Raw genomic sequence first — 13,370 nt, 5'->3', positions numbered from 1 at the left:
CCGCGTCAGGGACATCACCAGGTCCGCGAGTTCGTTGTCCCGGCCGACCAGCCGGGTCGAACCCGACCGGCGGGCACCCGCGCGGGATTCGACGGCCGGGGCACCGAGGGCGAACACGCCGACGGGTAACGTCGCGCCCTTGATCTCCACCCGGCCGAGATCGCGCAATCCGAACCCGCCGCGGATCAGTGCCGCGGTGTGCTCGCTCAGGCACACCGTGCCGGGTTCGGCCTGCGCCTCCATCCGTTGCGCCAAACCGACGGTGTGCCCCACCGCGGTGTAGGCGCCGGCGTCCCCGCCGACCGAACCGGCCACTACCTCCCCGGAATTCAGCCCGACCCGGATGGCCAACTCCACCCCGCGGGTGTGCATCTCCGTGCCAAGGTCGAGCGTTCCCTCGACGATGCGGCGGGCTGCGTGACAGGCCCGTCGGGCGTGGTCCTCCAGAGCAACCGGGGCACCGAACAGCGCCATCACGCCGTCTCCGGTGAACTTGTCGACGGTCCCGCCGTAGGCGGTGACGGCGTCCCGGCAGATCGCGAACACGCGCTGCATGAGCTGCGTCCACTCGTCCGCCTCCAACCGTTCGGCCAGTTCCATCGATCGGGCGACGTCGGCGAACAGCACGGTCACCTGTTTGCGCTCGGACTCTTTCGGTGCCGCGGTGACCGTCGGTGGGAGGCCGAGGTTGCGTCCGCACTCACCGCAGAACTTCTGGCCGGGGGTGGCCGGCGTGGCGCAGTCGGGACATGTCGCGACCAGCGCGGTGCCGCACTCCAGGCAGAATTTCGCGGTCGCGGGGTTGTCGTGTTCGCAGGAACGGCAGGCGCTCACTGGCTCTCCCGGTCGAGGTCGGGGCAAGCGAACCCGACTTCCCGGGTGGGCGTCAACGCCTCGGGTGGCCAACTTGCGGCAGTTGTCCAGGGAAAGTCGACGTCGCCCTGAGGGACGATCACCCAGCCGGCGCGTTTGAACTCGCGGACTTGGCGCCCCTCTTATCCTGATCAGCATGTGCGGAATCGTGGGGTACGTCGGCGGGGGCGCCGCGTTGGACGTGGTGCTGGGCGGGCTCAAGCGCCTGGAATACCGCGGATACGACTCGGCCGGGGTCGCCCTGGTCAGCGACGGGGAGCTGGTGATCCGGCGCAAGGCCGGCAAGCTGGCCAATTTGGTGAGCCTGTTGGAGGCCGACCCGCTGGGCATGGCCAACACGGCCATGGGGCACACCCGCTGGGCCACCCACGGTGGACCGACCGACCGCAACGCCCACCCGCACCGGGACGCCAGCGGCAAGGTCGCGGTGATCCACAACGGGATCATCGAAAACTTCGCCAAGCTGCGCGAGGCGCTGGAGGCCCGCGGCGTCGAGATGAACTCCGACACCGACACCGAGGTGGTCGCTCACCTGCTCGGTGAGGTCATGGCCGAGTCCGACATCTCGCTGGCCGAGGGCCTGCGTCGGGTGTGCTTGATGCTGGAGGGCGCGTTCACCCTCGTCGCCGTGCACGCCGACATGCCCGACGTGGTGGTCGGTGCGCGGCGCAACTCGCCGCTGGTGGTGGGTCGCGGCAACGGAGAGAACTTCCTCGCCTCCGACGTGGCCGCGTTCATCGCCTACACCCGCGAGGCCATCGAACTGGGCCAGGACCAGGTGGTGGAGCTGCGTCCGGATGCGGTCACCGTCACCAACTTCGACGGTACGCCCGCGTCGGTGCGTGAGTTCCACGTCGACTGGGACGCCTCGGCCGCCGAGAAGGGCGGCTACGACTACTTCATGCTCAAGGAGATCGCCGAGCAGCCCAAGGCGATCGCGGACACCCTGCTCGGCCGGATGGACGTCAACGGCAAGTTGGTGCTGGACGAGATGCGGCTGTCGGATGAGGAACTGCGCGTCATCGACAAGATCATCATCGTGTCCTGCGGGACCTCCTTCCACGCCGGGCTGATCGCCAAGTACGCCATCGAGCACTGGACCCGCATCCCCTGCGAGGTCGAGCTCGCCAGCGAGTTCCGCTATCGGGACCCGATCCTGAGTTGGTCCACGCTGGTCATCGCCATCTCCCAGTCCGGCGAGACCGCGGACACCCTGATGGCCATCCGGCACGCGCGCGAGCAGCGGTCCCGGGTGCTGGCCATCTGCAACACCAACGGGTCCACGATCCCGCGCGAGTCCGACGCGGTCGTCTACACCCACGCCGGCCCGGAGATCGCGGTCGCCTCCACCAAGGCGTTCCTCACCCAGATCGTGGCCTGCTACGTGGTCGGGCTGTACCTGGCGCAGGTGCGCGGCACCAAGTACGGCGATGAGATCAGCGCGGTCATGGCGCAGATCGCCCAGCTGCCTGCCGCGGTGGAGAAGGTGCTGGAGACCGTCGAGCCGGTGCGCGAGTTGGCGCGCACGCTGGCCGACAAGCGCTCGGTGCTCTTCCTCGGCCGACACGTCGGCTACCCGGTGGCGTTGGAGGGCGCGCTCAAACTCAAGGAGCTCGCGTATATGCACGCCGAGGGTTTCGCCGCCGGTGAGCTCAAGCACGGCCCGATCGCGCTGATCGAGGAAGGCCTGCCGGTGGTGTGCATCGTGCCCTCGCCGACCGCGCGGGCGATGCTGCACGACAAGATCGTGTCCAACATCCAGGAGGTGCGCGCCCGCGGTGCGCACACCATTGTGATCGCGGACGAGGGCGACGAGACCGTGGTGCCCTACGCCAGCACGCTGATCCGGGTGCCGCAGGTATCCACGCTGCTGCAGCCGATCGTGACCACGGTGCCGCTGCAGGTGTTCGCCTGCGAGATGGCCACGGTGCGTGGCCACGACGTCGACCAACCGCGCAACCTGGCGAAGTCCGTCACCGTCGAGTAAGTCATAAGCTGCCCCCATGATCGTGGGGGTCGGCATCGACGTCTGCGACATCCGGCGCTTCGCCGAGTCGGTCGCCCGTCGGCCCGGGCTGCGGTTGCGCTTGTTCACCCCCGCTGAGCAGCCGTTCAGCATCCCCTCGTTAGCCGCGCGGTTCGCGGCCAAGGAAGCGGTGGCCAAGGCGCTCGGGGCGCCCGGCAATCTGTCCTGGCAGGACGCCGAAGTGCTGCGCGGCCCCGGTGGTCAACCGGAACTGACCGTGCGTGGCACCGTGCTGGCCCGCGCCGTGGAACTCGGCGTGGCCGGCTGGCACATCTCGCTCAGCCACGACGCGGGTATCGCCTCGGCGATGGTCATCGCGGAGACCCGACCGTGAAGCACGCCCACGGCGTGGCCGAAGTCCGTGCCGCCGAGGCGGCGGCCATGGCCGGGTTGCCGGACGGGGCGCTGATGGACCGGGCCGCGACCGGCCTGGCCACGGTCTGCCTGGGCCTGCTCGGACGCGCCTACGGGGCGCGGGTGGTGCTGTTGGTGGGCAGCGGTGACAACGGCGGTGATGCCCTGTACGCCGGGGCCCGGCTGGCCGGTCGCGGCGTCGGGGTGGACGCGCTGCTGCTGAACCCGGAGCGGGTGCACACCGCCGGACTGGCCGCGCTGGTCCGGGCCGGGGGTCGGGTGACGATCGATGCCGCGGTGCTGGACCGCGCGGACCTGGTGGTGGACGGCATCGTCGGCATCGGCGGTTCGGGTGGGCTGCGCCCAGCCGCGGCGGACCTGGTCGCCCGTGCTGCGCGGGGCCCCGGTCTGATGGTCGCGGTCGACCTGCCCAGCGGGGTGGACGCGGACAGTGGTGAGGTGCGCGGGCCCGCGGTGCGCGCGGATGTCACGGTGACCTTCGGTACCTGGAAGCCCGCCTTGCTGATCGACCCCGGCGCCGGCCTGGCGGGCGCCACCACCTGCGTCGACATCGGCCTGGGCGCGCACCTGCCGTCGCCGGCGATGCGCTCGCTGCAGGCCGCGGACGTGGCCGCCCGGCTGCCCGTGCCCGGCCGTAGCGACGACAAGTACCGCCGTGGGGTGCTCGGCGTGGTCGCCGGGTCGCCCACCTATCTCGGTGCGGCGGTGCTCGCGGTCGGTGGCGCCTTGGCCGCCGGCGCGGGCATGGTGCGCTTCGTGGGGGCCGCCGAGGTGGCCGGGGCCGTGCGCGCCCGGTGGCCGGAAGTCGTGGTCGCCGACGGACTGCCCTCGGCGGCCGGCCGGGTGCAGGCCTGGGTGGTCGGTCCCGGCGGCGGCGTCGACGACGCGGCCCGCGCGGTGCTGGCGGACGTACTGGGCACCGACGTGCCCGTGCTGCTGGATGCCGACGCGCTCAGCCTGCTGACCCAGCGCGGCGAACTGCGCCGCCGGGCGCCGACCCTGCTCACTCCGCACGCGGGTGAACTGGCCCGGCTGCTGGGCGTCGAGCGGGACGCGGTGCAGGCGCAGCGCCTGACCCACGTGCGCCGGGCGGCGGCGCAGTACGGCGCCACCGTGCTGCTGAAGGGATCGACCACGCTGATCGCGGGCCCGGCCGGGGAACCGGTCTGGGTCAACGGCACCGGCACCGGCTGGCTGGCCACGGCTGGCAGTGGGGATGTGTTGTCCGGGGCGTGTGGGGCGTTGCTCGCGGCCGGATCAGTCGCCGATGAGGCGGGCGCGCTCGGCGCCTATCTGCACGGTTTGGCGGCTCGGCTGGCGGCGGGCACTGGGGCGCCGATCACGGCGGCCGGGATCATCGACCTACTGCCCGCGGCGTGGCGCTCGGTGGCGCCCGAGAAGGATCAGTAGGGGAGCTTCTTGCCCGACGGCGTGCGCAGGTCCAGGGTTGCATCCTGCCGAGCCTGGGTCGTGGCCTTGCTCGTCGTGGACTTGCGCTCGATCCGAATCTGTTGCGCCATGGCGGGAGCCTCCTGCCCACCGGCGGCCACTGCTGGCCGCCTAGGTCCATGAGACGCCGCACCTACAAGGTCGGTTGCCCAACGTTCGGATGATTTGTAGCTCCATCACTCGGCGAGCACCGCGCGTTGCACAAACATGACTGTTGCTCGGGTAACGCGTCCGACACGTCCGTTTCGAGCATCCCCCCGTTTGGTCCGGCGCCGCCGGTTCACCAACCTCGCGGTGCGAGAATGGCCTTCGATGAACGCCCGCGACCGCCCCGAGCCGACCTGGCGCACCCGGGCCCTGGTCGATCTCGACTCGATCCGGGCCAACGTGGGGTCGTTGCGCGGCCATGCCCCGGGGGCCGCGGTGATGGCCGTGGTCAAGGCCGACGGGTACGGACACGGCATGGTCCCGGTGGCCCGCGCGGCGTTGGCCGGCGGCGCGGAATGGCTCGGCGTGGCGGTGCTGGAGGAGGCGCTGCGACTACGTGCGGCCGGGGTCGGTGGGCGGGTGCTGTGTTGGCTGATGGCCCCGGGGGAGGACCTGACCGCGGCATTGGCCGCGGATGTCGACCTGTCCGCGAATGCCCCCTGGATGGTCGGGCGGATCGCCGCGGCGGCGGAGGCCGTCGGGCGCACCGCGCGCCTGCACCTGAAGGTGGACACCGGGTTGGGCCGGGGCGGCGCCGCCGCCGCGGACTGGGCGGATCTGGTGGCTGCCGCGGCCAAGGAGCAGGCGGCCGACCGGGTGCGCGTCGTGGGCGTGTGGTCGCACCTGGCCTGCGCCGATGAACCCGGCCATCCCAGCGTGGCCGCGCAGGTGGCGGCCTTCCGGGCGGCCTTGGACACCGCAGGCGCCGGTGGGCTGAACCCGGAGGTGCGGCACCTGTCGAACTCCGCGGGCACGGTGGCGGTCCCGGAGGCGCGCTTCGACCTGGTGCGGCCAGGCATCGCGGTCTACGGCTTCTCGCCGATCCCGCAACTGCGCAGCAGCGCCGACTTGGGCCTGCGCCCGGCGATGACGGTGAGTGCCCGGCTGACCAACGTCAAACGGGTGCCGGCCGGGCACGGCGTGTCCTACGGCCTGGAGTACACGACACCGCGGGAGACCACGCTGGGCCTGGTGCCCATCGGTTACGCCGACGGCATCCCGCGCACGGCGCGGAACTCCGGCCCACTGTGGGCGGCCGGAGCGCGGCGCACCATCGCTGGGCGGGTGTGCATGGATCAGGTGGTGGTGGACCTCGGCGACGCCCCGGCCAGAGTCGGCGACGAAGTGGTGCTGTTCGGCCCCGGCGACCGTGGTGAGCCCACCGCGCAGGAGTGGGCGGACACCGTCGGCACCATCAGCTACGAGATCGTCACCGGCATCCGCGGCAGAATCCCGCTCGTCTACACAGGGGCGGACGCGTGAGCAACGGGCGCGAGGGGATGATCCGTTGGGCGCTGCGGGCCGGTTTGGTGGCCGGTGGCGCGGTCGCCACCACGATGGTCGGGCGGCGCATGGCGCGCCGTCCCACGATCAGCGATCCCGAGTCGGTGCCCCTGGGGTCGCTGCACACCGAGCCGCTGACCGTCACCACCGATGACGGGGTGGCGTTGTGCGTGGAGGTCGAGGAGGCCGACCACGACGATCCGGCCGCGCCAACCGTGGTGTTCCTGCCGGGCTTCTGCCTGAGCATGGACGCATTCCATTTCCAACGGTTGGACCTGAGCGGCGCAGTGCGTTGCGTGTTCTACGACCAGCGCGGTCATGGGCGCTCCGGGCGCGGGCCGAAGGAACACGCCACCATCGAGCAGTTGGCACGCGACCTGCGTGCGGTCCTTGAGGCCACGGTGCCCACCGGTCCGGTGGTGCTGATCGGTCACTCGCTGGGCGGCATGGTGGTGATGGCCTACGCGGCCGCCTATCCGGAGGAGATCGGGAGCCGGATCGTGGGTGCGGCGCTGATCTCCACCTCGCCGGGCAAGCTCGCAGAGATGACGCTCGGCCTGCCCGCCGCGCTGGTGCGTGGGCTGCGGCCGTTCTCGCCGGGGGTGGTCGGTGTGGTGACCAACCGGCCGATGTTGATCAAGCGCGGCATGGGTGCCGATCGCGACGTCGGCCTGTGGGTGACCCGTCGGCTTTCCTTCGGCAGCAACGACGTGCCGCCGGAGGTCGTCCGGTTCGCCGGAGCAATTCTGAACACCACGCCGCTGGATGTGTTCGGCGAGTTCTTCCCCGAGTTCGACCGGCACGACAAGGAGGCCGCGCTGTCGGTGTTCCGGTCCTGCCCGACGTTGATCCTGGCGGGCAGCAAGGACGTGCTGACGCCGGCCGAGCACAGTCGCGGGATGGCCGCGCGGCTGCCCGAGGCGGAGTTCACCGTGTTGGACGGCGCCGGGCACCTGCTGATCCTGGAGTGCCCGGACCACGTCAACGCCGCGCTGCGCCGACTGCTGGAACGCGCCCGACTGTCCGGTGGTCGGCCGAGCACGCGACGGGCAGCCGGATGAGCGCGAGTACCGGCGTCGCGGTGCGGCTGGAGGTGCCCACTGCGGCGGACATGCAGGCGCTGGGCGAACGGATGGCGGGGCTGCTGCGCCGCGGCGATCTGGTGGTGCTCACCGGGGACCTGGGCGCGGGCAAGACCACACTCACCCAGGGTCTGGGTGCGGCGCTCGGCGTGCGTGGGCGGGTGTGTTCGCCAACCTTCGTGATCTCCCGGATCCATCCCTCCGAGGTGGGCGGCCCGGCGTTGGTGCACGCCGACACCTATCGGATGGCCGATGCCCTCGAGGTGGCCGATCTGGACCTGGACGAGTCGATGCCGGACTCGGTCACCGTGGTCGAGTGGGGCGCCGGGTTGGTGGAGGCGTTGTCCGCGGACCGGTTGGAACTGGTGCTCACCCGTCGCACCGAGCGTCCCGCGGATGCCGACCCGGACGACCCCGGCGCAGCGATCCGCGACGTCGCGATCAGCGGGGTGGGCGCCCGCTGGGCCGGCGTCGATCTGGCCGCCGCGCTGCTTCCGTGATCCCTTCGGTCAATCACCCGTAGGCTGTCACCCCGTGTTGCTGCTCGCCATCGATACCGCCACCCCCTCGGTGGGGGTCGCGCTGTGCCGCGACGGGGAGGAACTGGCCCGGCACGCGGTGGTGGATGCGCGACGGCACAACGAGACGCTCGCGGTGGGCGTGGCCGACGTGTTGGCCCGCACTGGTCTGACGCCGCGTCAGTTGGACGGTATCGCGGTGGGCGTGGGACCCGGCCCGTACACCGGGTTGCGGGTCGGGCTGATCACCGCGCGCTCGCTGGGCCACGCGTTGGGCATCGGTGTGCACGGGGTGTGCAGCCTGGACGCGCTGGCCGCGCAGGCCGGGTTGGCCGGTGAGTTCCTGGTGGCCACCGACGCGCGGCGCAAGGAGGTGTACTGGGCCCGCTATCGCGACGGGGTGCGCATTGAGGGCCCGAGCGTGGCGTTGCCCATCGCGGTCGCCTCCGCCGGGCCGGTGATCGGGGAGGGCGCGGTGCTCTACCCGGACGCGTTCCCGGATGCCCGGCCGCCGCGTTACCCCGAGCCGGCGCAGCTGGCCCGGCTGGTCGAGGCCACCCTGGCCGCGGGTGCGGAATGTCTGCCGCCCGAGCCGCTCTACCTGCGCCGGCCCGACGCAGTGGAGCCCGGCCAACGCAAGAAGGTCGCCCAACCCACGGCATGAGCGAGCTTGCGAGCGAATGAATGAACACAGCATGACCGTTTCCCCGGTGTTGCATCCGGCGCGCTGGTGGCACATCCCGGCGATGGCGGAGATCGACGACGCGTTGTTCGGCACCGACGCCTGGTCGGTCGCCTCGTTCTGGGCCGAGCTCGCGGGCATCCCGGACCAACGCTGGTATCGCGTGCTGCTCGAGGGTGACGACGTCGTCGGCTATGCCGGGCTCGCCGTGGTGGCCGACAGCGCCGATGTGCAGACCGTCGCGGTGCGCGCGGATCGGCAGGGCCGGGGTCTGGGTGGGGTGTTGGTCGACGCGCTGCTCGGTGAGGCGGAGGTCCGTGGCTGCACCGAGGTGTTGTTGGAGGTGCGCGCGGACAACGCCGCGGCGATCGCGCTGTACGCGGCCCGCGGGTTCGCGACCATCACCACCCGTCGCCGCTACTACTCCGACGGCACCGACGCACTGATCCTGCGGTGGGCTGGGCAACTTTCCTGACGGTGCGTCAGACTCGGTGCATGCCCGGCAGTCCATCCACCATCTCGAAGGTCGCCGCGACCGAATCCGGCCAGAACGGCGTGGAGACCCGTTGCACGACGTGGTAATCGGCCCGTAACCGCTCGGTGCTCAGGTGCCCGCCGATCCATCCGCGGCGGCCGTCGTAGTAGTGCAGGTTGGGATGGCGGCGCTGCGCGTCCGGGACCCAGCGAGGCTCCGGTTCTCCGTCGCCGCTGCTGGTCACCGAGGAGGTGACCAGTTCCGAACCGATCGGCAATCCCTCGATCAGGCCGGGGATATCGGCCGCCCAGTGCTTGTGCACGTCGCCGGTCAGCACGACGAAGTTGCGCAGGTTCGCCGCCCGGACGTTGTTCAACAGGCGATCGCGGGCCGCGGGATAACCGTCCCAGCAGTCGACGTTCACCGTGTCCGGCGGCACCATCGCGCCCTGGCCGTTGAAGTCACGCGCGGTGGAGGTGAGCATCACCTGCTGGGCGAGGATGTCCCAGCGGGCGGTGGACGTGGCGAACGCATCGGCCAGCCACGTCTCCTGCGCCGCGCCGAGCATGGTGCGCGCCGCGTCGGGCGACGGCGCGCACAGCGGCTGCACGCCGCTCGCGCAGGCCTGCGCATCCCGGAACTGCCGGGTGTCGAGCAGGTGGAAGGTGGCCAGCGCACCCCAGTTCACCGTGCGGAACAACTGCATGTGCGAACCGTTCGGCCGCGAGGCGCGGCGCAGCGGCATGTGTTCCCAGTAGGCCCGGTAGGCCGCGGCGCGCATGCGAATAAAGCGGTGCTGGTCCTTCGGCCGCGAGGCGTGATCGCCGGCCCAGTTGTTCTCCACCTCGTGGTCGTCCGGCACCACCAGCCAGGGTGCGGCGGCATGCGCGGCCTGCAGGTCCCCGTCGGTCTTGTACTGGGCGTGCCGACGTCGGTAGTCGCGCAGGGTGTGACAGCGATGGCCCACGTGAGTGCGCACGATCGCGGACAACGGCGGGTCGTAGCGTGGCCCGCCCTCGTAGAAGTAGTCGCCGAGGCAGAAGATCACATCGGGGGCGGCGTTCGCGATATGCCGGTAGACGGTGAAGTAGCCGTGCTCCCAGTGCGCGCAGGACGAGCTGGCGAAGTACATCGGCGCCAGCGAGGTCAGCGCCGGCGCGGTGCGGGTGCGCGCGGTTGCGGATTGGTAGTGCCCGCTGCGGAAGCGGTACCAGTAGTCCCGCGCGGGCTGCAGACCGTCGACCTCGACGTGCACGCTGTGCGCGGTCGCCGGATCGGTGAACTCGGTTCCGGACCGCACGACGCGGCGGAACGCGGCGTCCTCGGCGAGCTGCCAATCGACGCCGAACGTGTGGGACGGCATCCCGCCGAGTCCGTCCTCGGCCAGTGGCTCCGGGGCGAGCCGGGTCCACAGCACGATGCCGTCGGCGGTCGGTTCGCCGGAGGCGACGCCGAGGGTGAACGGATCGGCGGGCAGCTTGGTCGCCACCGAGCGCAACGGCCGGACGGCCAGCAGTGCGCCGGCGCCCACGCCGCGAACGAAGGTTCGTCGGCTGATGGTGCTGTCCACGGTGCCCCCGCTCCGGCCGATCGGAGAGGTGGGAAACCGATCGACGCCAGACCCACCATAAATCGCGTTGGGCGGGTGTTAATCCCTTAGAAACTGGGAGTTTTCTCCTCCGGGGCTCACCAACAGTGCCGTGTGTGCAGCGTTCACCCGGGTGATCACCAGGGTGGCCTCGGCCGTCCCGGTGGCGCCGCGCAGCAGATCCCGGCGCAGCCGGTCGGGATCGACGTCCGCGCCCCGCTTTTTCACCGTCAACCGGCCCACGCCACGTTCGCGCAACGCCGCTCGCAATCGCCGCGGGTCGAACGGCAACACGTCCAGCACTTCGTAGCTGCGGGTGAACGGGGTGGTCACCGGTGAGTCGGTGCTCAGGTAGGCGATCGAGGCGTCGAGCAAGCGGCCGTCGATGCGCTCGGCCACGGCGTCGATCAGGTGCGCACGGATCACCGCCCCGTCCGGCTCGTGCAGCCACCGCCCGAGCGGGCCCACCGCGACCGCGGACCGCTGGGTCTGCGTTGCCTGCAGGGTGTGGCCGCCGGGCAGCAGGGTGGCGCGGCGCAGCGTGCCGTCGGACAGCGCGGGGGAGTACAGCGCCGCCTCCTTCACCCCGCCGCGCAGCGAGACCCACTCGGCCTCGACGTCGGCGGGCACCAGGCCGTGCGGGATGCCGGGTGCGACCTTCGCCGCGGCCGGCAGGCCGGAGGCGAGCAGGTCGAGCACGAACGACCAGGGCGGGGAGTAGGCGGTCGGGTCGAATACCCGTCCCCGGCTGCCGCGGCGGGCCGGGTCCACGAACACCGCCGCCGTGCCGCGGTCGTGGGTCTGCGCGTCCGCGCACACGATGTGTGCGGCCCCGTCGAGGTTGGCCGCAGCCACCGCGGCGGTTACCGGGTCGGCGTCGACCCCGGTCGCCGGAAACCCGACGGCGGTCGTGGCGAGCAGGTCGCTGCCGATGCCGCAACACAGGTCGAGCCAGCCGGTGTCGGTCGGCAGCAGGCGGGCCAACCGCGCGGCGCGGTGGGCTGCCACGGCGGGATGGGTGGCCTGCTGCAGGCCGTCCGGGGTGAACCACAGGTGTGCCGCCGCCGGGCCGAATTTGGCCGCCCCGCGCTCGCGCAGCCGGATCTGGGTGATTGCCGCGGCGACCAGGTCCGCGGGGTGTTCGCGGCGCAATTTCGTGCCCAACGTCAGTGCCGCGGCGTCATCCAGCGGACCCGCGGCGGCGACGGCGTCCAGCAGTGCGGCACCGGCCGGGGCGCGCAACGCGGCGAAGGCAGCAAGATCCATAGGATTGGCACTCAAGTTGACTGAGTGCTAAGTGCCCGCATAGTGTCGGGTTAGCACTCGCCAGACGAGTGTGCCAGAACAGCGTCCCGTCCTGATCCCCGCGACGGCAGGGCCCGGGTCGCTCACCTCACTTGTCACCCCTCGTAAGGGAAGGTCAGCAACCAATGGCCACCAAGGTCTCCATCACGCCGCTCGAGGACCGCGTCGTCGTCAAGCCGCTCGAGGCCGAGACGACCACCGCCTCCGGCCTGGTCATCCCGGACACCGCCAAGGAGAAGCCCCAGGAGGGCGAGGTCCTGGCCGTGGGCCCGGGGCGCTTCGAGGATGGTCAGCGCCTGCCGCTGGACGTCGCCGTGGGCGACATCGTCCTCTACAGCAAGTACGGCGGCACCGAGGTCAAGTACAGCGGGGAGGACTACCTCATCCTGTCCGCCCGTGACCTGCTCGCCAAGATTTCCAAGTAATCCTGACCACTCGTCACCACCCGTCCGCCCCGGCCGCCCACGCGGGCCCCGGGGCGGACGGCTCAGGAGAGGGATGACCCGGCAATGCCGAAGATCCTGCAGTTCGACGAGGACGCCCGTCGCGCCCTCGAGCGGGGCGTCAACGCCCTGGCCAATACCGTCAAGGTGACGCTGGGCCCGCGCGGGCGCAATGTCGTCATCGACAAGAAGTTCGGTGCGCCGACCATCACCAACGACGGGGTCACCGTCGCCCGTGAGGTCGAGCTGGCCGACCCCTACGAGAACCTCGGCGCCCAGTTGGTCAAGGAGGTCGCCACCAAGACCAATGACGTCGCCGGTGACGGCACCACCACCGCCACCGTGCTGGCGCAGGCGCTCGTACGCGAGGGCCTCCGCAACGTCGCCGCCGGTGCCAGCCCCTCCGCGCTCAAGCGCGGCATGGAGCAGGCAGTGGCCGCCGCGGTCAAGTCCATCAAGGACCAGGCCAAGGTGGTTGAGGACAAGAACGAGATTGCCCAGGTGGCCGCCAACTCGGCCGCCGACCAGACGATCGGCGACGTGCTGGCCGAGGCCATCGACAAGGTGGGCAAGGACGGCGTCGTCACCGTCGAGGAGTCGAACACCTTCGGCATGGACCTCGAGTTCACCGAGGGCATGCAGTTCGACAAGGGCTTCCTCTCGCCCTACTTCGTCACCGACGCCGAGCGTCAGGAAGCGGTCCTCGAGGACCCGTACATCCTGATCGCCAACCAGAAGATCGGCGCGGCGCACGACCTGATCCCGGTACTGGAGAAGGTCATCCAGTCGGGCAAGCCGTTGCTGGTGATCTCCGAGGACGTCGAGGGCGAGGCTCTGGCCGTGCTCGTCGTCAACAAGATCCGCGGCACGTTCACCTCGGTCGCCGTCAAGGCCCCCGGTTTCGGTGATCGCCGCAAGGCGATGCTGCAGGACATGGCGATCCTTACCGGCGCCCAGGTCATCTCCGAGGAGGTCGGTCTCAAGCTCGAGAACACCACCCTCGACCTGCTCGGCCGGGCCCGCAAGGTGGTCGTCGACAAGGACAACACCACGGTCATCGAAG

The 13,370-nt window shown here is 71.0% G+C and carries 13 protein-coding genes; 10 read left to right on the top strand and 3 right to left on the bottom strand.

Going from position 1 to position 13,370, the window contains the following annotated elements:
* On the bottom strand, positions 1-834 hold an 834-nt coding region (locus VGJ14_14395), incomplete at its 3' end, for an adenylate/guanylate cyclase domain-containing protein (GenBank protein ID HEY2833615.1).
* Positions 835-1,009: 175 nt separating this feature from the next.
* Here VGJ14_14395 and glmS point away from each other — a divergent pair.
* From glmS to rimI, 8 genes are all read left to right on the top strand, one after another.
* Positions 1,010-2,860 (top strand): glutamine--fructose-6-phosphate transaminase (isomerizing), encoded by a 1,851-nt coding sequence (gene glmS / locus VGJ14_14390; GenBank protein HEY2833614.1) that lies wholly within the window; start codon positions 1,010-1,012, stop codon positions 2,858-2,860.
* A gap of 16 nt (positions 2,861-2,876) precedes the next feature.
* Positions 2,877-3,233: a holo-ACP synthase gene (locus tag VGJ14_14385; GenBank protein HEY2833613.1), complete on the top strand. Its 357-nt coding sequence runs from the start codon at positions 2,877-2,879 to the stop codon at positions 3,231-3,233.
* Positions 3,230-4,684, top strand: a complete 1,455-nt coding sequence (locus VGJ14_14380) for an NAD(P)H-hydrate dehydratase (protein HEY2833612.1) — start codon at positions 3,230-3,232, stop codon at positions 4,682-4,684. Before VGJ14_14385 ends, VGJ14_14380 begins: the two co-directional genes overlap by 4 nt.
* Before the next feature lie 351 nt (positions 4,685-5,035).
* Complete coding sequence (gene alr, locus VGJ14_14375) at positions 5,036-6,193, top strand: alanine racemase (GenBank protein ID HEY2833611.1); 1,158 nt, start codon at positions 5,036-5,038, stop codon at positions 6,191-6,193.
* On the top strand, positions 6,190-7,275 hold the full coding sequence (locus VGJ14_14370; GenBank protein HEY2833610.1) for an alpha/beta hydrolase: 1,086 nt from the start codon (positions 6,190-6,192) through the stop codon (positions 7,273-7,275). The genes alr and VGJ14_14370 overlap by 4 nt, the downstream gene beginning before the upstream one ends.
* A complete protein-coding gene (gene tsaE / locus VGJ14_14365) occupies positions 7,272-7,796 on the top strand; it encodes a tRNA (adenosine(37)-N6)-threonylcarbamoyltransferase complex ATPase subunit type 1 TsaE (GenBank protein HEY2833609.1) in 525 nt (174 codons plus the stop codon). Before VGJ14_14370 ends, tsaE begins: the two co-directional genes overlap by 4 nt.
* Positions 7,797-7,830: 34 nt before the next feature.
* Positions 7,831-8,478: a tRNA (adenosine(37)-N6)-threonylcarbamoyltransferase complex dimerization subunit type 1 TsaB gene (gene tsaB / locus VGJ14_14360; protein HEY2833608.1), complete on the top strand. Its 648-nt coding sequence runs from the start codon at positions 7,831-7,833 to the stop codon at positions 8,476-8,478.
* A 31-nt stretch (positions 8,479-8,509) separates the two neighbouring features.
* The gene (gene rimI, locus VGJ14_14355) at positions 8,510-8,971 is read left to right on the top strand and encodes a ribosomal protein S18-alanine N-acetyltransferase (protein HEY2833607.1); all 462 of its coding nucleotides are present in this window, start codon (positions 8,510-8,512) and stop codon (positions 8,969-8,971) included.
* A 7-nt stretch (positions 8,972-8,978) separates the two neighbouring features.
* Here the strand turns inward: rimI and VGJ14_14350 are convergent, their stop codons facing one another.
* Together VGJ14_14350 and VGJ14_14345 are read right to left on the bottom strand one after the other, a co-directional pair.
* Positions 8,979-10,541, bottom strand: coding sequence for an alkaline phosphatase D family protein (locus tag VGJ14_14350; GenBank protein HEY2833606.1), 1,563 nt, complete (start codon positions 10,539-10,541; stop codon positions 8,979-8,981).
* A 78-nt stretch (positions 10,542-10,619) separates the two neighbouring features.
* Positions 10,620-11,825 carry a hypothetical protein gene (locus VGJ14_14345; protein ID HEY2833605.1) on the bottom strand — a complete coding sequence of 402 codons (1,206 nt, stop codon included), beginning with the start codon at positions 11,823-11,825 and terminating at the stop codon, positions 10,620-10,622.
* A gap of 164 nt (positions 11,826-11,989) precedes the next feature.
* Between VGJ14_14345 and groES the strand changes: the two genes are divergently transcribed.
* Positions 11,990-12,289, top strand: a complete 300-nt coding sequence (groES, locus tag VGJ14_14340; GenBank protein ID HEY2833604.1) for a co-chaperone GroES — start codon at positions 11,990-11,992, stop codon at positions 12,287-12,289.
* 84 nt (positions 12,290-12,373) lie between these two features.
* Positions 12,374-13,370, top strand: a 997-nt coding sequence (gene groEL / locus VGJ14_14335) for a chaperonin GroEL (GenBank protein ID HEY2833603.1), incomplete at its 3' end; no start/stop codon positions are given.

The organism is Sporichthyaceae bacterium (genome assembly GCA_036493475.1).
Classification (GTDB): domain Bacteria; phylum Actinomycetota; class Actinomycetes; order Sporichthyales; family Sporichthyaceae; genus DASQPJ01.
Note: the sequence above shows the minus strand (reverse complement) of the source record. Positions and strands in the feature narration are given on the sequence as shown.

Bases quoted from the DNA above. Each gene is read 5' to 3' on its own strand.
- glmS (HEY2833614.1), top strand. From the start codon at position 1,010: ATGTGCGGAATCGTGGGGTACGTCGGCGGGGGCGCCGCGTTGGACGTG.
- VGJ14_14385 (HEY2833613.1), top strand. From the start codon at position 2,877: ATGATCGTGGGGGTCGGCATCGACGTCTGCGACATCCGGCGCTTCGCC.
- alr (HEY2833611.1), top strand. From the start codon at position 5,036: ATGAACGCCCGCGACCGCCCCGAGCCGACCTGGCGCACCCGGGCCCTG.
- tsaE (HEY2833609.1), top strand. From the start codon at position 7,272: ATGAGCGCGAGTACCGGCGTCGCGGTGCGGCTGGAGGTGCCCACTGCG.
- rimI (HEY2833607.1), top strand. From the start codon at position 8,510: ATGACCGTTTCCCCGGTGTTGCATCCGGCGCGCTGGTGGCACATCCCG.
- VGJ14_14345 (HEY2833605.1), bottom strand. From the start codon at position 11,825: ATGGATCTTGCTGCCTTCGCCGCGTTGCGCGCCCCGGCCGGTGCCGCA.
- groES (HEY2833604.1), top strand. From the start codon at position 11,990: ATGGCCACCAAGGTCTCCATCACGCCGCTCGAGGACCGCGTCGTCGTC.